The sequence below is a fragment of the Sphingomonas sp. IC-11 genome, assembly GCF_021043365.1.
Taxonomy (GTDB): Bacteria; Pseudomonadota; Alphaproteobacteria; order Sphingomonadales; family Sphingomonadaceae; genus Sphingomonas.
Genome location: NZ_JAJNDU010000004.1, coordinates 175,167 through 200,793, shown reverse-complemented (window position 1 = coordinate 200,793; position 25,627 = coordinate 175,167). Strand labels below are relative to the sequence as shown.

The 25,627-nt window shown below is 65.2% G+C and carries 32 protein-coding genes; 20 read left to right on the top strand and 12 right to left on the bottom strand.

Features of this window, described 5'->3' with window-relative positions:
* Positions 1-4: 4 nt before the first annotated feature.
* Positions 5-412: a MerR family transcriptional regulator gene (locus LQ954_RS13340; RefSeq protein WP_041043303.1), complete on the bottom strand. Its 408-nt coding sequence runs from the start codon at positions 410-412 to the stop codon at positions 5-7.
* Positions 413-459: 47 nt separating this feature from the next.
* Here LQ954_RS13340 and LQ954_RS13335 point away from each other — a divergent pair, with 47 nt between their 5' ends.
* The 3 genes from LQ954_RS13335 to LQ954_RS13325 are packed head-to-tail and all read left to right on the top strand — an operon-like array spanning position 460 to position 1,864.
* Positions 460-1,227: a glutaredoxin gene (locus LQ954_RS13335; RefSeq protein ID WP_236116207.1), complete on the top strand. Its 768-nt coding sequence runs from the start codon at positions 460-462 to the stop codon at positions 1,225-1,227.
* Positions 1,228-1,264: 37 nt separating this feature from the next.
* Positions 1,265-1,597 (top strand): hypothetical protein, encoded by a 333-nt coding sequence (locus LQ954_RS13330; protein ID WP_231023551.1) that lies wholly within the window; start codon positions 1,265-1,267, stop codon positions 1,595-1,597.
* Positions 1,598-1,642: 45 nt separating this feature from the next.
* The gene (locus tag LQ954_RS13325) at positions 1,643-1,864 is read left to right on the top strand and encodes a hypothetical protein (RefSeq protein ID WP_058733717.1); all 222 of its coding nucleotides are present in this window, start codon (positions 1,643-1,645) and stop codon (positions 1,862-1,864) included.
* A gap of 32 nt (positions 1,865-1,896) precedes the next feature.
* Here LQ954_RS13325 and LQ954_RS13320 read toward each other — a convergent pair whose 3' ends face one another.
* The 9 genes from LQ954_RS13320 to LQ954_RS13280 all read right to left on the bottom strand — a co-directional run bounded on the left by LQ954_RS13320 (position 1,897) and on the right by LQ954_RS13280 (position 8,736).
* Positions 1,897-2,337 (bottom strand): DUF411 domain-containing protein, encoded by a 441-nt coding sequence (locus LQ954_RS13320; protein WP_058733718.1) that lies wholly within the window; start codon positions 2,335-2,337, stop codon positions 1,897-1,899.
* A gap of 59 nt (positions 2,338-2,396) precedes the next feature.
* A complete protein-coding gene (locus LQ954_RS13315) occupies positions 2,397-2,771 on the bottom strand; it encodes a DUF305 domain-containing protein (protein ID WP_174236673.1) in 375 nt (124 codons plus the stop codon).
* A 75-nt stretch (positions 2,772-2,846) separates the two neighbouring features.
* Entirely contained in the window at positions 2,847-3,446 is a 600-nt protein-coding gene (locus tag LQ954_RS13310; protein ID WP_201279660.1) for a DUF305 domain-containing protein, read from the bottom strand.
* A gap of 47 nt (positions 3,447-3,493) precedes the next feature.
* On the bottom strand, positions 3,494-4,225 hold the full coding sequence (locus tag LQ954_RS13305; RefSeq protein WP_041043257.1) for a PepSY domain-containing protein: 732 nt from the start codon (positions 4,223-4,225) through the stop codon (positions 3,494-3,496).
* Positions 4,222-5,400: a copper resistance protein B gene (locus tag LQ954_RS13300; RefSeq protein ID WP_174236674.1), complete on the bottom strand. Its 1,179-nt coding sequence runs from the start codon at positions 5,398-5,400 to the stop codon at positions 4,222-4,224. Before LQ954_RS13300 ends, LQ954_RS13305 begins: the two co-directional genes overlap by 4 nt.
* A gap of 23 nt (positions 5,401-5,423) precedes the next feature.
* The gene (locus LQ954_RS13295; protein ID WP_058733720.1) at positions 5,424-7,394 is read right to left on the bottom strand and encodes a copper resistance system multicopper oxidase; all 1,971 of its coding nucleotides are present in this window, start codon (positions 7,392-7,394) and stop codon (positions 5,424-5,426) included.
* A 66-nt stretch (positions 7,395-7,460) separates the two neighbouring features.
* Complete coding sequence (locus LQ954_RS13290; protein ID WP_041043254.1) at positions 7,461-8,030, bottom strand: RNA polymerase sigma factor; 570 nt, start codon at positions 8,028-8,030, stop codon at positions 7,461-7,463.
* Positions 8,027-8,467 carry a periplasmic heavy metal sensor gene (locus LQ954_RS13285; RefSeq protein ID WP_041043253.1) on the bottom strand — a complete coding sequence of 147 codons (441 nt, stop codon included), beginning with the start codon at positions 8,465-8,467 and terminating at the stop codon, positions 8,027-8,029. Before LQ954_RS13285 ends, LQ954_RS13290 begins: the two co-directional genes overlap by 4 nt.
* Positions 8,464-8,736, bottom strand: coding sequence for a hypothetical protein (locus LQ954_RS13280; RefSeq protein WP_041043252.1), 273 nt, complete (start codon positions 8,734-8,736; stop codon positions 8,464-8,466). Before LQ954_RS13280 ends, LQ954_RS13285 begins: the two co-directional genes overlap by 4 nt.
* Positions 8,737-8,856: 120 nt before the next feature.
* On the opposite strand from LQ954_RS13280, the gene copC reads away from it, so the two are divergent.
* Positions 8,857-9,228 (top strand): copper homeostasis periplasmic binding protein CopC, encoded by a 372-nt coding sequence (gene copC / locus LQ954_RS13275; RefSeq protein WP_041043251.1) that lies wholly within the window; start codon positions 8,857-8,859, stop codon positions 9,226-9,228.
* A 1-nt stretch (position 9,229) separates the two neighbouring features.
* Positions 9,230-10,159 (top strand): copper homeostasis membrane protein CopD, encoded by a 930-nt coding sequence (gene copD, locus LQ954_RS13270; RefSeq protein ID WP_041043250.1) that lies wholly within the window; start codon positions 9,230-9,232, stop codon positions 10,157-10,159.
* Positions 10,160-10,195: 36 nt separating this feature from the next.
* Here copD and LQ954_RS13265 read toward each other — a convergent pair whose 3' ends face one another.
* The gene (locus LQ954_RS13265; RefSeq protein ID WP_041043249.1) at positions 10,196-10,531 is read right to left on the bottom strand and encodes a four-helix bundle copper-binding protein; all 336 of its coding nucleotides are present in this window, start codon (positions 10,529-10,531) and stop codon (positions 10,196-10,198) included.
* A gap of 59 nt (positions 10,532-10,590) precedes the next feature.
* Positions 10,591-10,980 (bottom strand): MerR family transcriptional regulator, encoded by a 390-nt coding sequence (locus LQ954_RS13260; RefSeq protein ID WP_041043248.1) that lies wholly within the window; start codon positions 10,978-10,980, stop codon positions 10,591-10,593.
* A gap of 72 nt (positions 10,981-11,052) precedes the next feature.
* Between LQ954_RS13260 and LQ954_RS13255 the strand changes: the two genes are divergently transcribed.
* The 15 genes from LQ954_RS13255 to LQ954_RS13185 all read left to right on the top strand — a co-directional run bounded on the left by LQ954_RS13255 (position 11,053) and on the right by LQ954_RS13185 (position 25,550).
* Complete coding sequence (locus LQ954_RS13255) at positions 11,053-11,703, top strand: cation transporter (RefSeq protein ID WP_041043247.1); 651 nt, start codon at positions 11,053-11,055, stop codon at positions 11,701-11,703.
* 65 nt (positions 11,704-11,768) lie between these two features.
* Positions 11,769-12,065, top strand: coding sequence for a hypothetical protein (locus tag LQ954_RS13250; RefSeq protein WP_041043298.1), 297 nt, complete (start codon positions 11,769-11,771; stop codon positions 12,063-12,065).
* 61 nt (positions 12,066-12,126) lie between these two features.
* Entirely contained in the window at positions 12,127-13,404 is a 1,278-nt protein-coding gene (locus LQ954_RS13245) for a TolC family protein (RefSeq protein WP_041043246.1), read from the top strand.
* Complete coding sequence (locus LQ954_RS13240) at positions 13,404-14,582, top strand: efflux RND transporter periplasmic adaptor subunit (RefSeq protein WP_058733721.1); 1,179 nt, start codon at positions 13,404-13,406, stop codon at positions 14,580-14,582. Before LQ954_RS13245 ends, LQ954_RS13240 begins: the two co-directional genes overlap by 1 nt.
* 3 nt (positions 14,583-14,585) lie before the next feature.
* Positions 14,586-17,831, top strand: a complete 3,246-nt coding sequence (locus LQ954_RS13235) for an efflux RND transporter permease subunit (protein WP_058733722.1) — start codon at positions 14,586-14,588, stop codon at positions 17,829-17,831.
* Positions 17,832-17,886: 55 nt separating this feature from the next.
* Positions 17,887-18,375, top strand: coding sequence for an SRPBCC family protein (locus LQ954_RS13230; protein WP_041043242.1), 489 nt, complete (start codon positions 17,887-17,889; stop codon positions 18,373-18,375).
* The gene (locus LQ954_RS13225) at positions 18,372-18,746 is read left to right on the top strand and encodes a hypothetical protein (protein ID WP_058733723.1); all 375 of its coding nucleotides are present in this window, start codon (positions 18,372-18,374) and stop codon (positions 18,744-18,746) included. Before LQ954_RS13230 ends, LQ954_RS13225 begins: the two co-directional genes overlap by 4 nt.
* A 45-nt stretch (positions 18,747-18,791) precedes the next feature.
* Entirely contained in the window at positions 18,792-19,133 is a 342-nt protein-coding gene (fliE, locus tag LQ954_RS13220; protein ID WP_058733724.1) for a flagellar hook-basal body complex protein FliE, read from the top strand.
* A gap of 31 nt (positions 19,134-19,164) precedes the next feature.
* A complete protein-coding gene (locus tag LQ954_RS13215; protein ID WP_071838549.1) occupies positions 19,165-20,052 on the top strand; it encodes a bestrophin family protein in 888 nt (295 codons plus the stop codon).
* A gap of 5 nt (positions 20,053-20,057) precedes the next feature.
* Complete coding sequence (locus LQ954_RS13210) at positions 20,058-20,441, top strand: hypothetical protein (protein ID WP_058733671.1); 384 nt, start codon at positions 20,058-20,060, stop codon at positions 20,439-20,441.
* A 3-nt stretch (positions 20,442-20,444) separates the two neighbouring features.
* Complete coding sequence (locus LQ954_RS13205; protein WP_037457577.1) at positions 20,445-21,131, top strand: ZIP family metal transporter; 687 nt, start codon at positions 20,445-20,447, stop codon at positions 21,129-21,131.
* Positions 21,128-21,736 (top strand): cation transporter, encoded by a 609-nt coding sequence (locus tag LQ954_RS13200; protein WP_041043238.1) that lies wholly within the window; start codon positions 21,128-21,130, stop codon positions 21,734-21,736. Before LQ954_RS13205 ends, LQ954_RS13200 begins: the two co-directional genes overlap by 4 nt.
* Positions 21,733-24,234: a heavy metal translocating P-type ATPase gene (locus LQ954_RS13195; protein ID WP_058733672.1), complete on the top strand. Its 2,502-nt coding sequence runs from the start codon at positions 21,733-21,735 to the stop codon at positions 24,232-24,234. The genes LQ954_RS13200 and LQ954_RS13195 overlap by 4 nt, the downstream gene beginning before the upstream one ends.
* Positions 24,231-24,980 carry an HAD-IIB family hydrolase gene (locus tag LQ954_RS13190; protein WP_041043236.1) on the top strand — a complete coding sequence of 250 codons (750 nt, stop codon included), beginning with the start codon at positions 24,231-24,233 and terminating at the stop codon, positions 24,978-24,980. Before LQ954_RS13195 ends, LQ954_RS13190 begins: the two co-directional genes overlap by 4 nt.
* 114 nt (positions 24,981-25,094) lie before the next feature.
* Positions 25,095-25,550, top strand: a complete 456-nt coding sequence (locus LQ954_RS13185) for an MgtC/SapB family protein (RefSeq protein WP_041043235.1) — start codon at positions 25,095-25,097, stop codon at positions 25,548-25,550.
* Positions 25,551-25,627: the final 77 nt, after the last annotated feature.

Sequence of the window (25,627 nt, the reverse complement as noted above, 5' to 3'; positions counted from 1 at the left end):
CGGATCAGTCGGCGTCGAACGCGGTTAGAATGGGGCAGGGGCCTTCCGAGCCCGACCCACATTCATGAGCAAGCCGCTGGAGTGATGCGCGGACGCGCTTCAGCTCCTGGATCTTTGCATCCAGCGCCGCGATCCGCTCGTTGGCAAGCTGGCGTGCCCGAGCGCGATCGTCGGTCGCGTCCAGCGCCACCAGTTCTCCGATCTGCTCCAACGTGAAGCCTGCGGCCTGCGCCGATCGGATGAACCGGAGCCGGCGAACATCGTCTGCTGTGTAGCGGCGAATACCGCCATTCGAGCCCGATCCTTCAGGCCTCTCCGGCGTCTCGAGCAACCCTCTGCGCTGATAATAGCGGACCGTTTCTACACCGACGCCGCCCTCGCGCGCGAGCCCCGCAATTGTCACGTCGGCCATGCCTTGACTCCGTACCATGGTACGGCCCCTATATAGGTGTCGCGAACATGGTGGAGAAGAACATGGCGACCGCGGCGCCCAAGAAGGCAACGATCTACCGCATGGTGATGCCGACGCACACCTGCCCCTACGGCTTGAAGGCAAAGGACCTGCTGCACCGACGCGGCTACGAGGTCGAGGACCATTGGCTGACGACGCGCGAGGAAACCGACGCATTCAAAGCCGAGCACGGGGTCAAAACGACACCCCAGACCTTCATCGGTGGCGAGCGGGTAGGCGGCTACGACGATCTGCGCCGGTTTTTCGGCAAGACCGTGGCCGACCCCAAGGCGGTGACCTACCGGCCGGTCGCGGTTGTGTTTGCGATGACGGCATTAATGGCGCTGGCGGCCAGCTATGCCGTGCTCGGCACACCCTTCACGGTACGCGCCGGTGAGTGGTTCATCGCCTTCTCCATGTGTGTGCTGGCGCTGTTGAAGCTCCAGAACGTCGAGAAGTTCGCGACCATGTTCCTCAACTACGACTTGCTCGCGAAGCGCTGGGTGCCATACTCCTATATCTACCCCTACGCGGAAGGCGCGGCGGGCGTGCTGATGGCGGCCGGCGTGTTGACCTGGTTGTCGGTGCCGATCGCGCTGGTGATCGGGACGATCGGGGCGGTCTCGGTCATCAAGGCCGTGTATGTCGACAAGCGCGAGCTGAAATGCGCGTGCGTGGGCGGTGACAGCAATGTGCCGCTGGGCTTCCTGTCGCTCACCGAGAACGTGATGATGGTCGCCATGGCTATCTGGATGGTGCTGGGCGTCGCGCACTGATCTGGTGCAGCGTCCCGGCGCAGCCTAGAAGGGCCGCATGAGCTTCGGCCGCCTCGCCCGCACACTCGCTCTGCTCCTGCTGGGCGCGATGCTGTTCGTGCGGATGGGCCCAATGTGCGAGGCCATCGCGCAGGCTGCCCCGCCTGCGGAGGCGCATGCCGGAATGGCCGATTGCGATCGAGCGCCGCCCACGCCCGTGAAAAAGGCCCCTTCGGTGGACTGCGTAGGAGCCTGCATCGCAACGGCCCTCGACGTTCACACGTCTCCCGCGCCGCAGCTCGCCGTGCGAACGGATCCGCCCGCACCCGAGCCTCATGCCCTTGTTGGTCGCTCGGGCGGTCCTGCACCGCCACCTCCTCGAACCGCCTGATCGACGTGGATTCCGATCAATCAGTGCGTTTGAGGAAAATTACACATGAAGACCATCAAGTTCATCGGCGCGGCTATCGCGCTCGCGCTCGTTCCCGCCACGGCCTTTGCCGCCGCTGACTGCTGCGCGGGGAAGGAGTGCTGCAAGGATGGCGCCGACTGCTGCAAGGACAAGGACGGCGCGAAGAAGGATTGCTGCGCCGACATGAAGGACATGAAGCACGGCGAGCACGCCGGTCACGACATGTCGGGCATGCAGAAGAAGTAAGCTGGGAGGGGAGGCGTTCGCGCCTCCCCTTTTCAATGGCGGGCGAACACCCTGCGGCCGCTCGGCCCGAACGCGATCACGTCATAGGCCTGGGCCTTCATGCCCGGCATTTCCATGCCCGGTGAGCCCATCGGCATCCCGGCGACCGCGAGGCCGGTGACGCCCTTCGGATGCGTGGCCAAGGCGCGCTTCATGTCGGCAATCGGAACGTGCCCTTCGAAGGTCATGCCGTCGATAATGGCAGTGTGACAGGAGGCGAGGTCTTGAGGCACGCCGCGTGCCTTCATGAACGCCGGCCGGTTCGCATCGTCGACGACGCGGACGGCGCGGCCGAACTGCTCCTTCACCTGCTGCGCCCATTTCTCGCAACAGGGGCAACCCGGGTCGCGATGCATCAGGACGGGACCCGCGGCGAGAGCCCCCGCAGGGGTAGCGCACGCCAGCGCGGCGGCGAGAAGGCGAAAGCGATCCATATCTGAGTTCCCGGGTGGCCATCCCCCCGCACGGTGACGGGGGGAGGGACGGTAGTCGATTACTGGGCGCTCTTGCCATGCGCCCGCAGCCAGGCGTTCAACTCGCCGATCTCGCGGGTCTGCTCTGCGATCGTCTTGGTGGCCATCTGGCGAACCTTGGGGTCCTTGGTCTCGCGAAGCACGATACGCGACATGGCGATGCCGCCACGGTGGTGCTCGACCATCTTGCGGACCCACGTCTCGGTGGCATCGGCACCCATCGCCGACATCATCTTCTGATGCATGTCCATCTCGGCCTGCGGGTACGGGTTCGCCGGCGTCGGCCGCATCATCTGCCCGTGGTTCATGCCGGAATGGTCCATGCCCTGCATCTGGGCGACCGCGGGAGCCGCGCCGAGGGCGGTCGCGACGGCCATAATCATCATCTTCTTCATCGTGTCGCTCCTGCGTCAAAACTCCCGCTCAACAGGGATACGGGCTCAAACCGATTAGCCCTCAAGCGATGTTGCTCAGCGGATCGGCTGAAGCGTGTTGACGCCGACGCTCTCGTCGGTTTCGGGGGGCGGGGGAGGCACCTGCTTGTCGCGATAGGAGGGGAGGTCGGGCGCATTGTCGGGCGTGGGGTGCGCCTCAAGCCGGGCGATGTAGCGCTTCATCTGCGCGATCTCGCGGACCTGAGCGTCGATGATCCCGTCCGCGAGTTTCCGCACCTCGGGGTCTTTGATGTGAGCGCGCTCGCTGGTCATGATCGCGATCGAGTGATGCGGGATCATCGCCTTCATATAAGCAACGTCTCCGACCGTCTCCTGGCTGCGGACAAGCCACAAGGCACCGGCGAACACCGCGATCGAGGCCGCCACGATGCCGAGATTGGCCCGTCGGTCGGGATACATGCCCCACATGAAGCCGATCATGATGAGCGCCATCACGGCGCCCATGACGATCGCCATCCACGTCCGGGTCTGACTGTATTCGACATGGGCGAGCGCGTAAGTGTTGAGGTACATGAGCCCGAACATCACGACCGTCGACGTCGCGATCATCGCGGCGAAGCGCCCGTAGCTCATCCCCATACCGCCCTGTTTGGAGCCGGGGTCGTCGTGGTTCATGATGCGCTCTCCTGTGCGGCCCCACCCACTGAAGGATACGCAGCTCTCTAGCGGACCCCTTGAGCTTTTCTGCGACGTCGACGGGGCCAGCGCATGAAGAGCAGGATCGCCCCGGCGACAGCGAACACGAGTCCGCCCGCTGCGAAAGCGTTGAGCCACGGCGTGTTGAACCGCTCGTGCTCGGTCCAATCCATGATGTGAAGCCCCCAGAAGAAGTCGTAGAGCCGCCACGTGCCGGTCCGGACCGATGTCAGCCGCCCCGTCTCGGCGCCCACGTAGATGCGGGTCCCGTCGTCATCGGCGAAGGAAGCACGCCAGGCGGGGAGGGCACCGCGGTACTCGGTGCTGAGGCGCTCGATCCGCTCGACGACGGGCGCCGAACCAGTTTCGCCGCGATACGCCTGCCTTGCGATCAGCGCTGCGGCCGGGCCGTCGACCGGGGGCAGCGGCTTTGCGGTGCGGGCGTCCAGCAAACGCACCTTGCCGTCGCCGAGCTGGGCTTCGACGATCGGCCGCCCCAGCAGCATCCGGTGCTGGAGCTGACGCACCGGCGCTCCGGCCGATGCGAGAAGGGCAGGGACGGGCGCGAAATCCTGAGTGGCGATCAGGGCCGGTTCGACGTTCCGGTCGATCCGGTGATCGCCATGCACGGTGTCGATCGGCAGCAGGCTCATGACGAGCCCGCTGGTGAACCAGACGATCGCCTGCGCCCCGATCAGGAGCGCAAGCCAGCGGTGAACCTTGCTTGCCCCGACATGGAGGCGGAGCCGCGGGCTCAGAACCAGGTCCTCACGCCCGCGACGAAGCTGAAGCCGCCCGTATTGTCACCGCGTGCGCGGGTGAAGCGCGCGGTGTCGCCGAACTGCCGCTCCCACGACACGCCGATGTAGGGCGCGAACTCGCGCCGGCCCTCGTAGCGAAGCCGAAGCCCGGCCTCGAGGTCCGTGAGCCCGGAGCCGGTGCCGGTTTCGGGCACGTCCTGCGCGGAGAAATTGGCCTCCACCCTAGGCTGGAGCACGAACCAGTTGGTGATGCGCTGGTCGTAATAGCCCTCCGCACGGCCAAGCACGTCGCCCTTGTCGGAGAGGAACAATGCGCCCTCCACCTCGAACCAACCGGGGGCCAGCCCCTCGATCCCTACCGTCGCGTAGGTGCGCGAGGGGTTGGGCTTGAAGTCGTAGCGAACGCCCGCCTGAAGGTTCCAGTATGGATCGAGCGCGCGGCTGTAGAGCGCCTGCACCTCGGCCTGTTCGAGCGGCTTGCCGAACGTGCCTTCGCCCTCGCTCTTTAGCGTAAAGCGATTGATGTCGCCCCCGATCCAGGCCTCGCCATCCCAGCGATAGCCGTCGCCACCCTTGCGAGCCTGATATTCGGCGAGATTGAAGAGGATCTGATAGACGGTCATTCCGCCATGCTCGCGGCGTAGATCGTTCTCGCGCGAGCTGGCCATGGCGTCCGCGCCCCAGAAACGATCGGCGAGGTGGTCCCCGGCTGGAGCGGGAGCGGGCTTGTTGCCGGGGGGAAGGTCGGTTCCGACCTTGGCAGCGGGCTGATCGCCGGGCATCGCCATGCCCGGCATCGTGCTCATGTCGTGGCCGGCATGCGGGTCCTGCCCCGCACCTGTCGATGCTGCCATGCCCGGCATAGCAGACATATCGTGCCCGGCGTGCGGGTTCTGGGTGGGCGCAGCCTGCTGCTGACCGCTCATATCCATTCCCTGCATCCCGCTCATGTCATGCCCGGCATGAGGGTCGGCAGCCTGCGTCTTCGCCGGTTGCGCGCGCCGCGGCGCGGTGCGTCGGACGGGAGCCTTACGCTTAGTCGCGGACTTGGCCGCGGCTTTCGCCTTCGGCTTGGCGGCCGGCTTTGCCGGCATCGTCATGCCCGGCATGTTGTGCATGGAATGGTCCATGGTCTGCCCGAATGCGGGTGTCGCAAGGCCGAGCGGCGCCATACCGGCGAGGAGGAGCGACCGGATCACGCCGCGGCCTCCCCGGCCTTGCGGACCTGGACAACGCGCATCATGCCCGCGTGCATGTGGTAGAGCATGTGGCAGTGGAAGGCCCAGTCGCCTTCCTCGCCGGTCACGTCCCAGCTCACCGTGCCTCCCGGCTGCACCAGCACCGTATGCTTTCGGGGGGCATAGGCGCCCTTGCCGGTCACCAGGTCGAAGAAGTGGCCGTGGATGTGGATCGGATGTCCCATCATCGTGTCGTTGATGAGCGTCACCCGTACCCGCTCGCCGTGAAGCAGCGTGATCGGGTCGGGGTTCTCCGACAGCTTCTCGCCGTCGAAGCCCCACATATAGCGCTCCATGTTGCCGGTGAGGTGGAGCTTGATCTCCCGCTCCGGTGCGCGTGTGTCCGGGTTGCGGTCGAGCGCCATCAGGTCGCGATAGGTGAGAACGCGATGCCCGACATTCTCCAGCCCCTGCCCGGGATCGCCGGTCCGATCGACCGGCATCGGCGAGATGGTCTGCACGCCCGGTCCCTTTTTAACCTCGGGGGCATTGCTGAAATCGCGCATGGAATGGCTCATGCCGCCCATGTCCATCCCGCCCATCTGATCGCCGTTCATCGCCGGCATCGTGCCGGAGCCATGGTCCATACCGGCCATGGCGCCGCCCTGAGCCTGGCCGTGGTCCATGCCTGCCATGCCGCCTGCCGCGGTGCCGGCCGCGCCGTGGTTCATTTGGGAATGATCCATACCCGCCATCGCGCCGGTGCCCGCGCCATGCCCCATCGCAGCATGGTCCATGCCGGACATCGAACCCGCAGCGCCGCCCATGGCGCCATGATTCATGCCGCCGTGGTCCATCGTGCCATGATCCATGCCGCCCATGCCCATGTCCTTCATGGTCGCGAGCGGGCGCTTGCGGAGCGGGGGCACCTCGGCCGCCATGCCCTCGCGCGGAGCGAGCGTCGCGCGGGCCATGCCGGAGCGATCGATGCTCTCACCGACCAGCGTATAGGCGCGCAGGTCGGGCGGGGTGACGATCGCGTCATAGGTCTCGGCCGGGCCGAACTGGAACTCGTCGATCTCGACCGGGCGCACGTTCAAGCCGTCGGCCGCGACGATCGTCATCGGCAGGCCCGGAATGCGGACGTTGAAGGTGGTCATCGACGAGGCGTTGATGAAGCGCAGCCGCACCCGCTCGCCGGGGCGGAATAGCGCGGTCCAATTGTCCTTGGGGCCGTAGCCGTTGACCAGGTAGGTGTAGACCGAGCCCGTGACGTCGGCGACGTCGGCGGGGTCCATCCGCATCTTGCCCCACTCCAACCGCTCTTTCAGCGACTGATCCTTGCCGGCGAGAAGCCCGGCCAGGGTCTGGCGCTGGCGGTTGAAGTAGCCCGACTCCTTCTTCAACCGATCGAAGAGGTAGTGCGGGTGGTGGAAGCTGTGGTCGGACAGCACGATCACGTGCTCCCGGTCGAACTTCACCGGATCGGGGTTCTTCGGGTCGATCAGGATCGGGCCGTAATGCCCCTCCTGCTCCTGAAGCCCCGAATGGCTATGGTACCAGTAGGTGCCGCTCTGGATGATCGGGAACTCGTAGGTGAACGTCGATCGCGCCGGAATGCCGGGGAAGGCGATCCCGGGAACCCCGTCCATCTGGAAGGGGAGAAGCAGCCCGTGCCAGTGGATCGAGGTTTCCTCGTCGAGCTCATTGACGACGTGGAGGCGGACGTTCTGCCCCTCGCGCAAGCGGATGAGCGGAGCGGGCACGGTGCCGTTGATGCCGATGGCGTGGCTCTGCCGCCCGTCGATCATCATCATCTGATGCGCGACCTTGAGCGTGATGTCCTCGCCCGACACCGTGGGCAACGGCTTGGCGATGCCGGCCGAGACGGGCTGTGCCCATGCCGGCATATAGGCCGACAAGGCGAGGCCGCCGCCTGCCAGACTGGCACCGCGCAGCACCTGGCGGCGGTCGAGAACGCGCGACATGCAAGCTCCTAAGAATGGGGCCGTGAAGGGCCGTCGACCCTTCTACGCGGCCGATCTGTCCAACCCTCAGCGGTTCCCTAGTTTTTCGAGCAGCCGCGCCCGCGCGCGATAAAGGCGAGTTTCCACCGCCTTCTGGCTGATCCCCAGCACCTCGGCCGTTTCGGCCTGGCTCAGCCCTTCGATCGTCCGAAGTACCAGAGGCTCCTTCAGGTTAGCCGGCAGGGTCGAGATGGCGCGCGTCACGCGGTCGAGTTCCTGCCGATCGCCGGCTGCGTCGTCGATCGGCACCTGTTCGTCGACGATGCTCTGGACCTGTTCGTCGTTCGGCAGCGCGAACGACAGAAACCGGCGCACGGCACGCTTACGCGCCCAATCGCGGCATTTGTTGACGGCGATGGTCGTTAGCCACGCCTGCATTGATCGGTTGGGGTCGTAGCGCGACAAGGCCTGATGCGCGGCCACAAACGCTTCCTGCGTCACGTCCAGCGCTTCGTCGGCATCGCCGAGGAAGGCGCGCGAAAGCCGGAACATCGGCTGCCGATAGCGTCGCACGATCTCGGCGAAAGCGGCTTGTCGGCCGGCGATGCTGAGCGTCGCCAGTTCGCCATCCGACAGCGCGGTCCAATCGAGGCTCACCCCTGGCCGTCGGTGAGCGCCTTCACCACCGCGTCATCGAATTGAGAGGTCTGATCGGGCCGGAGAAGCTGACGCATGGCGAAGATGTGCGCCAGCGTCGCCTTCTGCAGCTCGCCCATCGCGGCATGGCTCTGGTCGACCGCGGCGGCCACTCGCGGACCATTGCCGTGCTCGGCCTCGATCGCCTCGGCAAGGCGGGCATTGGCGGCACGCATCTCCAGCTCGAGGGCGCGGCGTTGCACCGCGAACCGGTCTTCGAGCACCTTCAATCGGGCCTGCTGGTCGCCATCGAGCGCGAGCTTGTGGTGCAGCACCTCGTGGAGCGCCGCACCGGGTTGCTTGGGCTGCGGCAGCAGCGCGCGCCCGATAAAGACACCACCAATCGCTGCCAGGAAGGCGAGCAAGGCGCACAGGACAACCCGCTTGGTCGAGGTCATGGCTCGCCGATCAGCAACGCGGAAGGAGCGAGGGGGGAGGCTCCGCCGAGCGGCGCGAGCGAGACGGCAGGGCTTGCCGTCGCGGGCAGCTCGGCACCGACGATCCCGACACCGAGCGCCGCGGCGGTTATCACACCGATCCCGAGCCCGGCTCCGCGCACGGCGGGGCGGCTGCCGATCCGTCTGAGGACTTGGTCCTCGATACCCTCCAAAGCGGCCGGGGCGGGTGCGCCCGCTAGTCGCGCCAATGCTCTGTCTAGATCGTCCATGCTTTCCACTCCACCCCTCTATCATCGGATACGCATCGCTGCCCATCATCCCTCAACCGCCGGTGAGGGGTCGGGCAGCGCGCCGCGTAGAAGGGTGCACGAACCTCGTCGGAGTACCCCATGCGTAGTCTCGCCCTTCCTGCCGCCCTCACTCTCCTGAGCCTCGCCAGTGCGGCGCAGGCTCACCCGAAGCTCGTTGTGGCCTCACCCGCGCCCAACGCGACCGTTGCCAAGCCCGCGCGTGTCGCTTTGCAGTTCAGCGAGAGGCTGATGCCGAAATTCTCCGGTGCGGACTTGATGATGACGGGCCATGGCGGCACCACGCACCCACCGATGAAGGTTGCAACCACCACCCAGGTTGCACCCGATGGCCGAACGCTGGTCGTGGTGCCCAAGTCGCCGCTCGGCGCGGGCCGCTACAGCGTCGCATGGCACGTCGTCTCGGCCGACACGCATCGGGTGTCGGGCAACTTCGCCTTCGCGGTGAAGTAAGGTGGATGCCGACTGGCCGTTGATCGGGGTCCGCTTCGCGCTTTATGCGACGTTGAGCGGGCTGTTCGGCCTGTCGGCGTTCAGCCTCTACGGGCTCAAGGCCGGGGAGCGCGCAGACGCACTCGCCTTGCGCCCTTGGCTGGTGGGGAGTGGCCTGCTCGGCCTTCTGTTTTCAGGCATTGCGCTCGTCCTGCTCGCCGCGGCAATGGCTGGAGCGCCGCCGTGGCCGATCGATCGGGAAGCGATCGGAATGCTGATCACCGGCTCCGCGACGGGCACGGCGTGGGAAGCGCGCATGGTCGCGCTGATTGTGGCCGTGATCGCCGCGCTGATCGCGGCAGGACGTACCGCGCCGCTCGGCATGGTGGCGCTCGCGGCGGGCATTGCGCTCGCGACGCTCGCCTGGACAGGCCATGGCGCGATGGATGAGGGCGCGACGGGCTGGGTCCATCTGCTGGCCGATATTCTGCATCTGTTGGCGGCCGGAGCCTGGGTCGGCGCACTGCTCGGGTTGACGCTGCTCGTGGTGCGACCGGCAGTTCGCGTCGACGTCGCGCATCTCAGACTGACCCACCGGGCGTTGCACGGCTTCGGTCTGGTCGGCACGCTCGTGGTCGGCACGATCGTTGTGACGGGCCTGGTCAATGGCTGGCTGCTGGTCGGTGCCGGCAATTTACCGAGACTTCTGACCACCCTTTACGGCCAGCTCCTCCTCGCCAAGCTGGTACTGTTCGGCGCGATGCTGGGGCTGGCCTCCCTCAATCGTTTCCGGCTGACGCCGGTTTTCGAGCGCTCGGTTGCCGCGGGCGATCATCGGGCCGCGCTTGGTGCTCTGTGGCGCAGCCTCGCGATCGAGACGAGCTGTGCGGTCACGATCCTCGCTCTGGTCGCCTGGCTGGGGATGCTCGAGCCCCCCGCAACGGCGATGTGAGGAGCGGGCGGCCGATCGCCACCCGCCCATCACCGATCAGGCGGCCATCTTCTCGCATGCATCAGCACAGCGCTCGCACGCGGCGACGCACTCTTCCATGCCGTCGAGCCCGCGGCAGGTCTCTGCGCAAGCTCGGCAGATCTGGGCGCAGATGCCGCATACGAGCTTATGCTGGTCGGACCCGCGCGCCATGAAATCGAGTGAGGTGGCGCAAATTTGCGCGCAATCGAGCATGATCTTGATGTGGTCGGGCGCGGCATGTGCGCCGCCCACCTGAAGGCAGTGCTGGGTGGTCATCGACAGGCAGGTGACGTGGCAGTGATGGCAGGCGTCCATGCAAGCCTGCATCTCGGCGCTCATATGATCGTGCATCGGTGATCTCCGCGTGAGCCCCCGCTCAAAGAGTAATACGCGGCTTGCTACTTGTACCCTCAAGCGTGCGAGAGGGCGTCTATGACGCGGCAATCAGCGATGATCGTGGCAGTGCAGGCGCCGCCCCACTGCGCGATCTCAGCACGGAGCGCAGCAAGGTCCGCTAGCTTGCGGTCAATCTCCTGAATGTGAACCGTAGCTATCGCGTCGGCCTCTGCGCAGGAACCGCGAGGATCGTCCGCCAAGCGAAGGAGGTCGCGCACCTGGTCGAGGGTGAAACCCAGATCACGCGAGCGTTTGATGAACGCGAGACGATCGAGATGCGATTGCCCGTAGAGCCGATAGTTTCCACCGCTGCGCTCCGGGGGCGCGATCAGACCCTCGGCCTCGTAGAATCGAACCGTCTCGACCTTCAGCCCGGTCCGCTGCGCGATCTCACCAATCTTCATCGCTTACCTCTTGACCCTCTAGTAGGATGAGGGTTCATATAGAGCGTCTGATCCACGAATCGAGCTTCGATAATGGCAGACGCTTGTTGCTCAGCGAAACGCGACACGATCGCGGAACTCGGTCGCAAGGCCGAGCAGCGCCGCGTGCTAATCATCGTGATGCTCATCAATCTCGCGATGTTCGTGGTCGAATTTGGCGGCGGCGTTGTCGCGCGTTCCTCCGCCTTGATGGCGGATTCGGTCGACATGTTCGGCGACGCGGTGGTCTATGCGCTCAGTCTCTATGCACTGCATCAGGGGGCGCGCTGGGGAGCGGGCGCGGCGCTGGCGAAGGGCGGCATCATCTTGGCTTTCGGCGTCGCGGTCATTTTCGAGATCGCGGACAAGATTGCGAACGGCGTTCCTCCGGCATCGGGCTTGATGCTCGGGGTTGGCAGCGCCGCGCTGGTTGCGAACCTCATCTGCCTGGCGCTGCTCTGGCGCTTCCGCCGCGAGAATGTGAATATGTCGAGCACGTTCGAGTGCTCGCGCAATGATGTCGCGTCGAACGTCGGGGTTCTCGCGGCTGCCGGATTGGTCGGCCTGACCGGCTCGGTTTGGCCGGACATCATTGTCGGCGGATTGATCGCCGCGATTTTCCTGCGCTCGGCATGGCGCGTGCTTCGCGAAGCCTGGCCGGCATGGCGTGCCGCGAAGGCACCGGCTCGCGAGTTATTGCAATGACATGGAAACCTCTCCGTGGTAAGGGCGGGTTCGTGCGAGCCTTTTTGCCTCTCCTGACATGCCTGATGCTGGTTCTCACCAGCTTCTCCGGCATGGCTCATGCCGCCGATTTGGCGGGGGGAAGCATCGCGGGCGTTGAGTTTACCGTTCATACCGCCGGTGACATCGACGAGGTTCCGTCGGATGCGGACAAGAACGTCCCGCACCATCACAATTACTGTCACGGGCATGATGTTGGTGCGCCTGCGCGCACGACGATCGAATATACCCACGTCCTCACGATGCCCAAGCCGACAATCTCCGCCTCTGCGTCGCTCGATGGCCGCACTGGCATGGTCCATTTGAGGCCTCCGCAAGCCTGACGTCCGATTTGGGCGCGCGTTGGGCGCGCCCCTGTCGATCATCGTCAGGAGTCCTATTTTCATGTATCGTATCCTCGCGGCCATGCTGGCCGCAGCGTCGTGCGTCACTATGGCGCAGGCGCAGGTCGGACCGTCCGCGGCTGTTACGCAGGACGTGCCGATCTACACTCTTGACCAAGCGGTCAGTGCAGCGGGTGGTTCGGCCCCTGCTGCCGAAGCGGCGACAGCCGCGATTGACGCGGCCCGTGCGGGCCGTACGGTCGCCGGATTGCGGCCCAACCCGGTTGTCCAGGGCCAGGTTGAGAACGTCATCGGCTCGGGGCCGTATCGGGGTGTCCGCAGCGCGGAATCTACGGTCGGCTTTGCGATCCCGATCGAGCTAGGCGGCAAGCGCGGCGCCCGCGTCGCGGTCGCCAATGCGCAATTGTCCCGGGCCGAGATCCAGGCCGCGATCATCGCAGCCGATGTCCGGCTTCAGGTGACGCAGCTCTATGTCGAAGCGGTCGCAGCCGACCGGCGGGTGGCGACGGCGCGGGATCAGGCCCGGATCGCCAGCGACGCGCTGCGCGCTGCGAGCGTCCGGGTGCAGGCGGGACGTGCGTCGCCGCTGGAGCAACAGCGCGCGGATGTCGCGCGCATCAATGCCGATGCCAATGTGGAGCGGCAGCTTCGCTTGGCAGAGGCCGCCCGCGCCAATCTGGCGCGTCGGATTGGCCGACCGATCGACGGCGCGCTCGATGACACGCTGCTCGATCGCCTGCCGGGGGCGAACGTCTATGGGCCGGTGGCACCGGTCAACACAACCGGCACGCTCGCGCTGGCGGCGGCGAACGCGGATTTCTCGATCGCGGAAGCCGGCGTGCGGCTCGCGCGCGCCAATCGCGTCCCTGACCTCAATGTCGGGCCTGCGATCCGCCGCCTGGAAGCGACCAACGATATGGCGGCGGTGTTCACCGTGTCGATCCCGATCCCGGTGTTCAACAATGGTCGCGCGGCGATCGCGCAGGCGACCGCGCAGCGGACACAGGCGGATGCACAGCGTCGCGTGACCGCGCTCGACATCGAACAGGCGATCACGGACGCGCAGGCGCAAGCGGCCAATGCCGCAACGACGGCTCGTGCGGCGTCTGGGCCGGCGCTGGCGGCTGCACAGGAGGCCGCCCGCATCGCGCGGATCGGTTATCGCGAGGGCAAGTTCGGCCAGCTCGAATTGCTCGATGCGGAACGCACTCTCGCTGAAACGCGGGTCGCCGCGATCGATGCGCTTGCCAACTACCAGAATGCCCGCGCGCAAGTGGAGCGACTGACCGCTCCTGCGCCCAATGGGGGAAATCAGTGATGAAGAGCTTCTATCTCGCGGGCGCGGCGTCACTCGCCCTGCTGTTGGCTGCCTGCGGTGGCAAAGACACCGGGAACGAGGCGGCCGCCAATGGAGCAGCCGGCAATGAAGCGGCTGCTGGTGCGGAAAAGGGCGGTGCTGAAGGCGGTCACGCTGATGAGGGCGTCGTCCTATTGGGTGCCGATCAGATCGCTGCGGCGGGCGTCCAGGTCGGACGGCCGATCATCGGCGGAGCCGGAACGATCGAGCTTCCCGCGATCATCGAGGGCGATCCCCAAGGCACGCAAGTCGTCTCGGCCGCGATCGCGGGACGGGTGGTCGCACTGACGCGCAACCTTGGTCAATCCGTGGGGCGCGGCCAGACTATTGCGGTAATCGAGAGCCGCGAGGCGGCGCAAATCAAGGGCGAGGTCGAAGCGGCACGGGCACGGCTTCAGCTCGCCAATTCGAACCTCGCACGCGAGCAACGGCTGTACGCGCAGAAGGTGTCTCCTGAGCAGGATCTGATTGCTGCCCGCACGGCGGCGACGGAAGCGCGGATCGCGCTGACGCAGGCGCGGAGCATGGTGTCGGCCGCCGGTGTCGGCGGCGGTGGTCTCAACCGGCTCGGCATCGCCGCGCCGATCTCGGGACAGATCATCGCGCGCCCCGTGACGCTGGGACAGACGGTTGCGGCGGACGCCGAACTCTATCGCATTGCCAACCTGAGCCAGGTGTCGATCGCGCTCAATCTGAAGGCTGAGGATGCGGGCCGGGTACGCCCCGGCAACACGGTACTGGTCAAGGCGGCGGGCCGTCAGGCGACCGCGCGCGTGACCTTCGTGTCGCCAGCACTCGATCCGCAGACGCGGCTCGTGCCCGCCCTTGCCACGCTCGACAATCGCGGTGGTGAATGGCGGGTCGGCGAGCCGGTGACGGCTGCCGTCCAGCTCACGGGCAGCGGCGGTAGCGGCGCAATCCGCGTGCCGACAACGGCGGTCCAGAGCTTCGAGGGCAAGTCGGTCGTGTTCGTTCGCACGCCTACGGGCTTCAAGGCGACTCCGGTCCAGCTCGGCGATGCATCGGGCGACACGGTGATCGTCCGCTCGGGCCTGACCGGCAACGAACAGATCGCCACCACCGGAAGCTTCACGCTCAAGGCCGAGATCGGCAAGGGCGAAGCGAGCCACGAGGATTAAGCCATGATCGCCCGCATCGTCACATGGGCGGTCGAGAAGCGCTGGCTTGTCCTGCTGCTCACCGTCATCGTCGCCGCCATCGGCGCGTTTTCCCTCTACCGGCTGCCGATCGACGCGGTGCCGGACATCACCAATAATCAGGTCCAGATTAACGTCCGCGCACCCGCGCTCTCGCCCGAGCTGGTCGAGAAGCAGGTGTCGTTCCCGATCGAAACCGCGCTCGCCGGCACTCCAGGCCTTGAATATACGCGCTCGCTGAGCCGCAACGGCTTCGCGCAGATCACCGCGGTCTTTTCGGACGCCACGGACATCTATTTCGCCCGTCAGCAGGTGGGTGAACGTCTGCAGGGCGTGCAGGAGAACCTGCCCGATGGCGTAAACCCCGAAATGGGTCCGATCGCGACCGGCTTGGGCGAGGTGTATATGTACACCGTTCGGCTCGAGCATCGCGCAGACGACAAGCACAAGCCCGGTGAACCGGGCCAACAGCCCGATGGCAGTTATATCACGCCAGAGGGCGAGCGACTGACGACCGAAGAGGACAAGGCGACCTACCTGCGCACTGCGCAGGACTGGATCGTCACGCCGCTTCTCAAGAACACTCCGGGCCTCGCCGGCGTCGACTCGATTGGCGGTTACGCCAAGCAGTTCCTCGTCGTGCCCGATGTGCAGAAGCTGGCCTCGCTCGGCATCACGCTGACCGACCTGGGCAATGCGCTGGAGCGCAACAACACCAGCGTCGGCGGCGGCTTCGTCAATCGCAATGGCGAAGGTCTGGCTGTCCGCTCGGATGCGCTGGTGCGCAATGCCGGCGAGTTGGCCAGGACCGTGATCGCGACACGTAACGGCGTGCCGATCACGGTCGAACAAGTCGCGACCGTGAAGACGGGTCAGGCGATCCGCATGGGTTCGGCCTCGGAGAATGGCACGGAAGTCGTCGTCGGCACCGCGATCATGCGGATCGGCGAGAACAGCCGCGTCGTGTCGACCGCGGTCGCGGAGAAGCTTAAGACGATCAACGCGTCGCTGCCCCCTGACGTCGTAATCCAGCCGGTGCTCAACCGCACCGAACTGGTCAACTCGACGATCAAAACGGTTGCCAAGAACCTGTCGGAAGGCGCGGTACTGGTCATCGTCGTGCTCTTCCTGCTGCTCGGAAACTTCCGTGCGGCGCTGATTGCGGCGCTGGTCATCCCGATTACCATGATGCTGACCGGCTTCGGGATGCTGCGTGCTGGCGTCTCGGCCAATCTGATGAGCCTCGGCGCCCTAGACTTCGGTCTGATCGTCGATGGCGCCGTCATCATCGTCGAAAACGCACTGCGCCGGCTTGCCGAGCAACAGCATCATGAAGGCCGATTGCTCAGCGTCAAGGAACGGCTCGCAACCGTGGCAGCCGCTGCGCGTGAGATGATCCGTCCCTCGGTGTACGGGCAGGCGATCATCATTCTTGTCTATGTGCCGCTGCTCACATTGACAGGCGTGGAGGGCAAGACGTTCGTGCCGATGGCGCTCACCGTCATCATCGCGCTCGCCTTCGCCTTCATCCTCTCTCTCACCTTCGTGCCGGCGATGATCGCGATCTGGCTATCGAAGAAGGTTGAGGAGAAGGACGGCCGCATCATCACGTGGCTGAAGAAGCGCTACGAACCTGGTCTTGATCGGGCCATGAAGCGTCCGACCGTGACGATCGGGGCGGGTGTCGCGAGCCTTGTGGTGGCGGCGCTGGCCTTCACCACGCTCGGCTCGGTGTTCCTGCCGCAGCTCGATGAAGGCGATTTGCTAATCCAGTCGCTCCGTATTCCGGCGACGTCGGTCCAGCAGAGCCAGGCGATGCAGGTGCCGATCGAGCGAATGATGTCGAAGCAGCCGGAGGTGCAGTTCGTCTATTCCAAGACGGGCACCGCCGAGCTGGCGGCCGACCCGATGCCGCCGAACGCAACCGACATGTTCGTTATCCTGAAGCCGCGCAAGGATTGGCCGGATCCTGAGCTTCCCAAGGAGGAGCTGGTCAGCCGGATCGAGGGTAAGCTCGCGAAGATCCCGGGCAATGCCTACGAGATCACCCAGCCCATCCAGATGCGCTTCAACGAGCTGATCGCCGGCGTGCGCGGTGACATCGCGGTGAAGGTGTTCGGGGACGACTTCAACCAGATGAACCGGACGGCCGAGCAAATCGCTGCGACGCTGCGTAAGACGCAGGGTGCCGCGGACGTGAAAGTCGAGCAAACGACAGGTCTTCCCATGCTCGACATTCGCGTCAATCGTGACGCGATGGCGCGCTTGGGCGTTACGGCGCAAGACGTGCAGGACACCGTGACTGCCACGATCGGCGGGCGAACCTCGGGCCAGATCTTCGAGGGCGATCGTCGCTTCCCGGTGGTGATCCGCCTGTCTGAGGCGCAGCGCGCCGACATCGGCCTGCTCCAGCAGGTGCAGGTGCCGGTCGCAGGCGGCGGCTATGTGCCGCTGTCCAGCGTCGCCGAGATCAAGGTGGTCGACGGTCCCAACCAGATCAGCCGCGAGAATGGCAAACGGCGCGTGGTGGTGCAAGCCAACGTGCGTGGCCGCGACGTCGGATCGGTGGTTGCGGATGCGCAGGCAGCGATCGCCAGCCAGGTTCGGCTGCCTGCCGGTACCTATCTCGAATGGGGCGGCCAATTCGAAAACCTGCAATCGGCAAGCGAGCGGCTGAAGCTGGTTATTCCGGCCTGCTTCATCCTGATCCTGTTGCTGCTCTATGGCGCATTGGGATCGGTCCGCGATGCCGCGATCGTCTTCACCGGCGTGCCCTTCGCGCTGGTGGGCGGTGTCCTGCTGCTCTTCTTGCGAGGCATGGACTTTTCGATTTCGGCGGCGGTGGGCTTCATCGCCCTGTCGGGCATCGCGGTCCTCAACGGCCTCGTGATGGTCAGCTCGATCCAGGATCTGATCCGGTCGGGGCTATCGCGCGAAGAGGCGGCCCATGTCGGCGCAATGCAGCGACTGCGGCCCGTGGTCATGACCGCGCTCGTCGCCAGCCTCGGCTTCGTGCCGATGGCGCTTGGCGAGGGCGCGGGTGCGGAGGTGCAGAAGCCCTTGGCGACAGTTGTCATCGGCGGCTTGATCTCGGCGACGCTGCTGACGCTGTTCGTGCTGCCGACCCTCTATGCCCGCTTCGGTCAGAAGGTGATCGAGAAATCCGAGCACTACAATGAGGAGCATGAAGGGGACGACCACGGTCAGACCTTCGTGAACAACTTGGCCTGATGGGTGAGCGGGGGCGATCCGCGATCGCCCCCGCTCATCTCTGGGAGATGAGGATATGCCTCGCACCATAACCAGCTCAATGCTTCACGGCGGGCCACTGCGGATCTGGTCGGCACTCACCGACCCGGATCATCGCCGAGCTTGGAGCCCGCTGGTACTCCTCGATAACCCGGGTCAGCTCGGCGACACGAGAGGAACCTTTGCGATCCAGGGCATCAACCGGCCGATTCGGACGCCGGCACGGATCGATCAATTCGATAAGCCGCGAGCCTTCGCTTGGTCCTGCGGCATCCCTTATCTGTTCACGCTCGAAGAGCGGTACGAGCTGGCAGGGGACGATGGTGGCACCAGGCTAACACATAGCTGCACGCTGCGCGGGGCGCTGTCTCTGCCGTTCGCGGCGATGATGTTGCGTCGCCTGCGGTCCCTGATGATCGAGGCTGACGATCGCCTCGCAACCTATCTGCGCTGGCGGGTGGGTCAGCCTGCCCTTGGGATCAATCGTCAGCGCGTCCCCTCCCGCTACAGGAGGAAGGCGCGATGATGCCGTCGAAGCGGGTACTGCCCGCCCTCATCCTCGTTGTCGGGCTGGCGGCTTGCACGGAAGGCAAGCCGCCAGCCCCGCCAACGGAGCAGCAAATCCATTCGTCCGACAGCGCCGTGGCGACCGGGGAAATGGGGCGCCATCCCTATCGCTGTTCCGACGGGGAACCGCTGTTCGTCGACTACAAGGACAACGGCCTGCAGATCGATTTGCGGCGCTCCAGCAGCGCCGTGCCCATAACGCTGACCGCGCCAGCGCAGGGCCTCCAATATGTCGGCGAGACAGCCACCGCGACCTTCAAGGGGTCGCAGCTCACCGTCGTGGAAGGCGAGGGCCGCACCCGAATCTGCGAACGGGAGGGCACCCGATGAACCGTCCTGTCTTCCGACATGTCGCACTGCAACGGGAGAGAAACGATGTCTGACACGTCGATCTCGAATGTGATGGCCATTCGCGCCGAAGTGATCGCGCGAAGCCGCGCTTTGCGTGAGGCGCAGCCGACGGCACCACCCGGCGTGACGCCGACCGCTCCGGTGTCGAACTTCGCCGACACCCTCAATGCCGTGGTCGCGAAGGTCAACGAGACCCAGGAGCAAGAGGATGTCGTCACCGAAGCATATGAGCGTGGCGAAACCACCGACATCGCAACCGTCGCGCTCATCCAGAGCCGCGCATCCATTACTTTCGAGGCGACCCTGCAAGTCCGGAACAAGCTGCTGTCCGCTTATCGGGACATCATGAACATGCCGATCGGATGACGATCGCTACGAGATTTAGGGCGTAATTGATATGATAGTCGGCGCGAGGCCTCGTTTTAAGCAGATCATTATCGAGGTTTGGAAGCCTCTCACGATCCTGTTCGTGTGGGACGTGGCGGTGACGGCATTCCACATGATGACCCCGATCAAGGAACCGCCTTTGCCGACGGCGCTGTTTGGCACTGCCATCGCGCTCTTCATGGGGTTTCGGACCAACGCTGCTTATGCTCGCTGGTGGGAAGCGCGAACCCTTTGGGGCGCGCTCATCAATGCGTCGCGCAGCCTGGCTAGGATCACACGCAGCCTGACCAAGGGAGAACCCGAGGGCAGCGAGATGCGGCACAACATCATCCTGCGGCAGATCGCCTTCGCGCACTCGATGCGCTGCCAGCTTCGCCGACAGTCGCCCTATGAAGAGATTGGCCGGATCGCTGGAACGGACGTCGCCGATATGGCGGTCGCTCGCCTGAACCCTGCGAACGCACTCTTGGAGGACATATCGGGCATCTACGCCGACGCGCTCGCGGAAGGTCGGATCACCGAAATCCAGCAGGCGACTGTAGAGCGCGTCCTGATCGACATCGCCAATGCGCAGGGCGGCATGGAGCGGATCAAGAACACGCCGCTGCCCAATGGCTTTCGGTTCTTTCCGAACCTCTTCACGCGCGTGTTCTGCGTGCTGCTCCCGATTGCGCTGGTCGAATCCCTGGGGCTCGCCACGCCGATCGGATCGACGCTGATCGGACTCGTCTTCCTTGCGGTGCTGAGCATCGGCGAGGATCTGACTGATCCGTTCGCCAATAGCGTCCACGATGTCCCGCTCACGGCCATGTGCCGCACGATCGAGATCGACCTTCTTCAGACGGCTGGACTGCCAGCCCCTGAGCCGGTGACGCCCGATCACGGCGTGCTGTGGTGAGGGCGATGCACGCCGTGCGGCACCTGCCTGGCCTGACAGCCGCGCGCATCGGCGCCGTTCTGTTCGCGGGTATGGTCGTAGGGGCGTGCAATCCCGCGCCGAGCGGACCGACTGAGCCGGCGCATGAAAAGCATCTGACACCTCGATTGATTGCGCAACGCATCATGTATTGCGACGACGGATCGCGCGCCGATGTCGACTTCATCGACGACGGCCTGAAAATGGCTGTCACCTGGCTGCCCAGGGGCAGAACTGAGATCCTGCGCGCGCAACGTACTGGCGAGGAATTTCGCGGCGACCGGTCGCGGGCAGTCGTGGCCGGCGGGTCGATCGCCTTCACGCAGCGCGGGAAGATCCGCGTCTGTCATCGAACCCCGGAGGAATCATAGGATATGCAGGCATTGCTGTACACGCTTGCGCCTGTGCTGGCGGTCGTGCTCGGCGCGATCATCGCGAGCCGGACCAAATTAAATCCTGGCGTCGTGGCGGGCCTCCAGCATCTCGCTGCCGGCGTCGTGTTTGCGGCGGCAGCGACTGAAATCCTGCCGCAGGTCAAGCATGAGGCTTCACCTAGCGCTACGTTGATCGGCGGGGCGGCGGGCGTTGCGACGATGCTGGGTCTCAAGGCTTTCGAGGCCCGCTTCAAGGGGCCAATGGCACTGCTCGCCGCGATCGGCATTGACATTCTGGTCGATGGTCTGGTGCTCGGCCTCGCGTTCGTCGCGGGTGAGAAGGCGGGATTTCTGCTGACGATCGCGCTGACGCTCGAAGTGCTCTTCCTTGGTCTGACACTGACCGACGAGCTGGCGGAAACCTATCGCTCGCGCCTGCGCATCATCGTGACTGTGTCGGCATTGGCGCTGCTGCTGCCGATCGGCGCACTCGCGGCTGTTCCTGTCGCCACGCTCTCACCGGTAATGGTCGCTGGCTTCCTGAGTTTTGGTCTGATGGCGCTGCTCTACCTCGTCACGGAAGAGCTGCTGGTCGAGGCGCACGAGAAGCCTGACACCCCACTCATCAGCTCGATGTTCTTCGTGGGATTCCTTGCCCTGCTGACGCTTGAGGAGATCATGGGATGATTTCGAGCAACGACAACAATGGCGGGCAAGAGCGTCGCACACTTTGGATCGTCCTGCTGCTGAACGCGGCGATCGCGGGGGGTTTCTTCGTCTCAGGATTTTTCGCGGACTCGAGCGCTCTGATCGCCAACGGCGTCGACAACCTGTCCGATACGGCCGTGTATGCGCTGAGCCTTGTGGCGCTCACCCGGGGCCAGACGTGGAAGACACGCGCCGCGGTCGCTTCGGGCGTCATGCTGCTGATCTTCGCGGGCGGCATCCTGATCGACGTTGGCCGGCGCTACCTTCAAGGCAGCGAACCGATCGGACCGACCATGATGGTCATGTCGGCGATCGCCGGCGTCGTGAACTACCTCTGCCTGCGGCTGCTCCAGCGGCTCAAGGATCCGGACGTCAACCTTCGGGCCGCCACCACCTTCAGCTTCAATGACTTCATTTCCAATGGCGGCATCCTGATTGCCGGCGTGCTGGTGCTGTGGCTGGGCACCAACTGGCCGGACCTTCTGGTCGGCTTCGCTACCGCCATCATCGCCATCAAGGGCGGTGTCGAAATCCTGCGCGACGCGCGCGCCGAAACCAAGAAAAGCGAAAGGAGGTCGTCATGAACGACAAGCTCGAACTCGATATTCCAGTATTGTTGCCGGACCTTCCTGACGCGGCCGACGCTTGCCTGGACCGTCTCGTATCGACCCTGTCGAAACGCGAAGGCGTCGAGCGAGCGCATGTGATCTGCCTCGAAGGCGACACGCCGGCGGCCCTGTGCATCCATTTCGACGCCGCCAAGCTGCCGTTGCCACGATTGCGCGAAATGGTGCGGGCCGCAGGCGCAGAAATCACCGAACGCTACGGCCATGCGATCTGGCAGGTGACAGGGATCAGTCACGAACGGCGGGCGCGCACGGTCAGCGATGCGCTATGCGCGTTGCCCGGGGTGGTACAGGCAAGCGCCAGCACCAGCGGGTCGGTCCGGGTCGAATATGATCGCCGAGAGACCACAGAAGAGGAAGTGCGCGCTGCTCTTCGCAAGCTGAAGGTGAGGGTTGGCAAGCGGGTCGCCGCCGATGACCATGCCGGCCACGACCACGGCCCCGGGGGCCACGACGCGGGCGAAGAGAAGCACGGCCCCGGCGATGGTCACGACCATAGCCACGCCGAATTTCTAGGCCCCAATACCGAGCTGATCTTCGCGCTTGCCTGCGGCGCGCTGCTGGGGATCGGCTATGCGATCGAGAGGCTGGTTGTTGGCGCACCGGAGTGGCTGCCCACGGCCTGCTATGTCGCAGCCTATTTCTTCGGCGGATTCTTCACGCTGCGCGAGGCGATCGACAACCTTCGGATGAAGAAGTTCGAGATCGACACGCTGATGTTGGTCGCTGCCGCCGGCGCCGCTGCGCTGGGCGCATGGGCCGAAGGCGCGCTGCTGCTATTCCTGTTCAGCCTTGGCCATGCGCTTGAGCATTACGCGATGGGACGCGCCAAGAAGGCGATCGAGGCGCTGGCGAAGCTCGCGCCCGAAACCGCGACCGTGCGACGCGACGGCCAGACCAGCGAAATCCCGGTCGAGCAAATGGTCGTTGGGGACATTGCCATTGTCCGCCCGAACGAGCGCCTGCCTGCTGACGGCTTCGTCACCAAGGGCACCAGCGCGATCAACCAGGCCCCGGTGACGGGTGAAAGCATCCCGGTCGACAAGGTGCCGGTCGCCGATGCCGCAGCGGCGCGGGCAAAGCCTGATGCAGTGGACGCGGAAAGCCGGGTTTTTGCCGGTACGATCAACGGTGGCGGCGCGATCGAGATCGAGGTGACACGCCGTTCCAATGAAAGCGCGCTCGCCAAGGTCGTGAAGATGGTGAGCGAAGCGGAGACGCAGAAGTCGCCGACGCAGCGCTTCACCGATCGGTTTGAGCGGATCTTCGTGCCTGCTGTCCTGATCCTGTCGGTGCTCCTGCTCTTCGCATGGGTGGTCGTCGACGAGCCGTTCCGCGACAGCTTCTATCGCGCGATGGCGGTGCTGGTGGCGGCAAGCCCGTGCGCGCTCGCCATTGCAACGCCGAGCGCTGTCCTGTCTGGCGTTGCCCGTGCAGCGCGGGGCGGCGTGCTCGTGAAGGGCGGTGCACCGCTCGAAAACCTCGGGTCGCTCAAGGCGATCGCTTTCGACAAGACGGGCACGCTGACCGAAGGTCGTCCGCGCATCACCGATGTCGTGCCCGTCGATGGCGCCGATGAAGGCGAGCTGCTGGTGCTGGCCGTCGCCGTCGAAGCGTTGAGCGACCATCCTCTGGCCCAAGCGATCGTCAAGGACGGCCGCGAACGACTGAACGATCGTGCCGTGCCGACTGCCGGCGACCTCAAGAGCCTGACCGGTCGGGGCGTCACCGCGAGCGTGGATGGCGAGACGGTCTGGATCGGCAAGGCCGAGATGTTCGGGAGTGAGGGCATTCCGGCGCTAGGGCAGGGAGCGCAGAACGCGATCGCGAAACTGCGCGAGAACGGTCGCACGACGATGGTGGTCCGCAAGGGGGACCGCGACCTGGGCGCGATCGGCCTGATGGACACGCCCCGCGAAGCGGCAAAGACCGCGCTGCGCCGGCTGCACGAGATGGGCGTGTCGCGGATGATAATGATCTCTGGCGACCACCAGAAAGTCGCCGAAGCGATCGCTAACGAAGTCGGGATCGACGAGGCGTGGGGCGACCTCATGCCCGAAGACAAGGTTGCCGCGATCAAGAAACTCGCCGGCGAAGACAAGGTCGCAATGGTGGGTGACGGCGTGAACGATGCCCCGGCGATGGCAAGCGCCACGGTCGGCATCGCGATGGGCGCGGCGGGGTCGGACGTTGCGCTGGAGACAGCCGACGTCGCCCTGATGGCTGACGATCTGGCGCACCTGCCATTCGCGGTGGGCCTAAGCCGGCATACGCGTGGAATCATCCGGCAGAACGTCTTCGTCAGCCTGGGTGTCGTCGCCTTTCTCGTTCCTGCCACCATCCTTGGCCTCGGTATTGGGCCAGCAGTGGCGGTTCATGAGGGATCAACGCTGCTTGTTGTCATCAATGCGCTCAGGCTGCTCGCCTACCGCGATCCGGCGGGGAAGGCGGCATGAAGTGGATGATCGCCTTCGACCTCGACGGCACACTTGCCGAGAGCAAGCGGCCGCTATCGGAGGATATGGCCGCAACCCTCGCCCGATTGCTCGCCGTCACGGATGTGGCGGTGATCTCGGGCGGGGACTGGCCGCAGTTCGAAAAGCAGGTCGCCTCGCGTCTTCCTGCCGGCGCCGCGCTTGACCGTCTCTGGTTGATGCCGACCACAGGCACAAAACTCTATCGGTTCATCAATGGCGCTTGGCGCGCGGTATATGCCGAGCTGTTCGACGACGCAGAGAAGGCGACGATCCGCACGGCCTTCGATCAAGCCCTGACCGATGCCGGCCTCGCCGACGAACGTATCTGGGGCGAACGGATCGAGGACCGGGGCAGCCAGATCACCTTTTCGGGGCTGGGGCAGGCAGCGCCGCTAAAGGAAAAGGAAGCGTGGGATCCCGACCGAAAGAAGAGGACCGCTTTGCAGGCCACGTTGCGCGCGACGCTGCCGGACCTCTCGATTAATCTGGGTGGCACGACATCGATCGACGTGACCAGGGCAGGGGTGGACAAGGGCTATGGCCTGAACCGCCTGAGTGCTGAAAGCGGCGTCCCGCTCGACGGGATGCTGTTCATCGGCGATGCGATCTTCCCCGGTGGGAATGACTATCCCGCCGCTGAAATTGGCCTCGATACGGTGAGAGTGCGCGACGTTGCGGAAACCACCGCCGTCGTGACCGCCATCATCGCATGTCTGCACCGGTAGGGATCTCCGGTGTTCACGATCCCCGCCTTGGGCCTGAACGTCTGTGGGACTCCCCGCCCGACCTTACCCCTTTACCTCCGATCTGGAGCAATCGCGTAGAACAGGCAGGCCGGCATGTTTCAAAGCTCGTGGTGGGAGATAACCACCCATATCATCAGTCTCGCCGTCGCCTACGCACTCGCCCTTCCTGTTGGCTGGGATCGCGAGAAGGACGCCCGCAGTGCAGGCATCCGTACATTCCCGTTGGTTGCAATCGCCAGTTGCGGCTTCGTGCTGGTGGGCATCGCGATCCTCGGCCGCACGTCTCCAGCGCAAGCCAGGTTGCTTGAAGGTCTGATTACGGGCGTCGGCTTCATCGGGGGCGGCGCGATTCTGAAGAAGGGCGACAAGGCGTCAGGCACGGCGACGGCGGCCAGTCTGTGGGCGACTGGGGCACTCGGCGCGGCCGTAGGCTACGGCCTATACGACATCGCTTTCATCCTGAGCGCCACCACCTTCCTCACCCTGCGCTGTTCTCGTCCGCTTAAGCGCGCCACCAATGGCGACGTCGGCACCTCGGCGAGCCCATGACGAGCCCTTGGGCGAGCCGATGGATGCGGCCTGTGCGATGCCTTACCCGGCGCTGGGCACCGGTGAGGACCATCGCG

Excerpts from the sequence above, each read along its gene's own strand:
- LQ954_RS13315 (WP_174236673.1), bottom strand. The coding sequence starts at position 2,771 with ATGAAGAAGATGATGATTATGGCCGTCGCGACCGCCCTCGGCGCGGCT.
- LQ954_RS13300 (WP_174236674.1), bottom strand. The coding sequence starts at position 5,400 with ATGGCGCCGCTCGGCCTTGCGACACCCGCATTCGGGCAGACCATGGAC.
- LQ954_RS13295 (WP_058733720.1), bottom strand. The coding sequence starts at position 7,394 with ATGTCGCGCGTTCTCGACCGCCGCCAGGTGCTGCGCGGTGCCAGTCTG.
- LQ954_RS13240 (WP_058733721.1), top strand. The coding sequence starts at position 13,404 with ATGAAGAGCTTCTATCTCGCGGGCGCGGCGTCACTCGCCCTGCTGTTG.
- LQ954_RS13200 (WP_041043238.1), top strand. The coding sequence starts at position 21,128 with ATGATTTCGAGCAACGACAACAATGGCGGGCAAGAGCGTCGCACACTT.
- LQ954_RS13320 (WP_058733718.1), bottom strand. The coding sequence starts at position 2,337 with ATGGATCGCTTTCGCCTTCTCGCCGCCGCGCTGGCGTGCGCTACCCCT.
- LQ954_RS13190 (WP_041043236.1), top strand. The coding sequence starts at position 24,231 with ATGAAGTGGATGATCGCCTTCGACCTCGACGGCACACTTGCCGAGAGC.
- LQ954_RS13225 (WP_058733723.1), top strand. The coding sequence starts at position 18,372 with ATGATGCCGTCGAAGCGGGTACTGCCCGCCCTCATCCTCGTTGTCGGG.
- fliE (WP_058733724.1), top strand. The coding sequence starts at position 18,792 with ATGTCTGACACGTCGATCTCGAATGTGATGGCCATTCGCGCCGAAGTG.
- LQ954_RS13280 (WP_041043252.1), bottom strand. The coding sequence starts at position 8,736 with ATGGACGATCTAGACAGAGCATTGGCGCGACTAGCGGGCGCACCCGCC.
- LQ954_RS13215 (WP_071838549.1), top strand. The coding sequence starts at position 19,165 with ATGATAGTCGGCGCGAGGCCTCGTTTTAAGCAGATCATTATCGAGGTT.
- LQ954_RS13325 (WP_058733717.1), top strand. The coding sequence starts at position 1,643 with ATGAAGACCATCAAGTTCATCGGCGCGGCTATCGCGCTCGCGCTCGTT.
- LQ954_RS13235 (WP_058733722.1), top strand. The coding sequence starts at position 14,586 with ATGATCGCCCGCATCGTCACATGGGCGGTCGAGAAGCGCTGGCTTGTC.
- LQ954_RS13285 (WP_041043253.1), bottom strand. The coding sequence starts at position 8,467 with ATGACCTCGACCAAGCGGGTTGTCCTGTGCGCCTTGCTCGCCTTCCTG.
- LQ954_RS13245 (WP_041043246.1), top strand. The coding sequence starts at position 12,127 with ATGTATCGTATCCTCGCGGCCATGCTGGCCGCAGCGTCGTGCGTCACT.
- LQ954_RS13335 (WP_236116207.1), top strand. The coding sequence starts at position 460 with ATGGTGGAGAAGAACATGGCGACCGCGGCGCCCAAGAAGGCAACGATC.
- LQ954_RS13230 (WP_041043242.1), top strand. The coding sequence starts at position 17,887 with ATGCCTCGCACCATAACCAGCTCAATGCTTCACGGCGGGCCACTGCGG.
- copC (WP_041043251.1), top strand. The coding sequence starts at position 8,857 with ATGCGTAGTCTCGCCCTTCCTGCCGCCCTCACTCTCCTGAGCCTCGCC.
- LQ954_RS13185 (WP_041043235.1), top strand. The coding sequence starts at position 25,095 with ATGTTTCAAAGCTCGTGGTGGGAGATAACCACCCATATCATCAGTCTC.
- LQ954_RS13205 (WP_037457577.1), top strand. The coding sequence starts at position 20,445 with ATGCAGGCATTGCTGTACACGCTTGCGCCTGTGCTGGCGGTCGTGCTC.
- LQ954_RS13310 (WP_201279660.1), bottom strand. The coding sequence starts at position 3,446 with ATGAACCACGACGACCCCGGCTCCAAACAGGGCGGTATGGGGATGAGC.
- LQ954_RS13260 (WP_041043248.1), bottom strand. The coding sequence starts at position 10,980 with ATGAAGATTGGTGAGATCGCGCAGCGGACCGGGCTGAAGGTCGAGACG.
- LQ954_RS13330 (WP_231023551.1), top strand. The coding sequence starts at position 1,265 with ATGAGCTTCGGCCGCCTCGCCCGCACACTCGCTCTGCTCCTGCTGGGC.
- LQ954_RS13255 (WP_041043247.1), top strand. The coding sequence starts at position 11,053 with ATGGCAGACGCTTGTTGCTCAGCGAAACGCGACACGATCGCGGAACTC.
- LQ954_RS13265 (WP_041043249.1), bottom strand. The coding sequence starts at position 10,531 with ATGCACGATCATATGAGCGCCGAGATGCAGGCTTGCATGGACGCCTGC.
- LQ954_RS13210 (WP_058733671.1), top strand. The coding sequence starts at position 20,058 with ATGCACGCCGTGCGGCACCTGCCTGGCCTGACAGCCGCGCGCATCGGC.
- LQ954_RS13195 (WP_058733672.1), top strand. The coding sequence starts at position 21,733 with ATGAACGACAAGCTCGAACTCGATATTCCAGTATTGTTGCCGGACCTT.
- LQ954_RS13340 (WP_041043303.1), bottom strand. The coding sequence starts at position 412 with ATGGCCGACGTGACAATTGCGGGGCTCGCGCGCGAGGGCGGCGTCGGT.
- LQ954_RS13250 (WP_041043298.1), top strand. The coding sequence starts at position 11,769 with ATGCTGGTTCTCACCAGCTTCTCCGGCATGGCTCATGCCGCCGATTTG.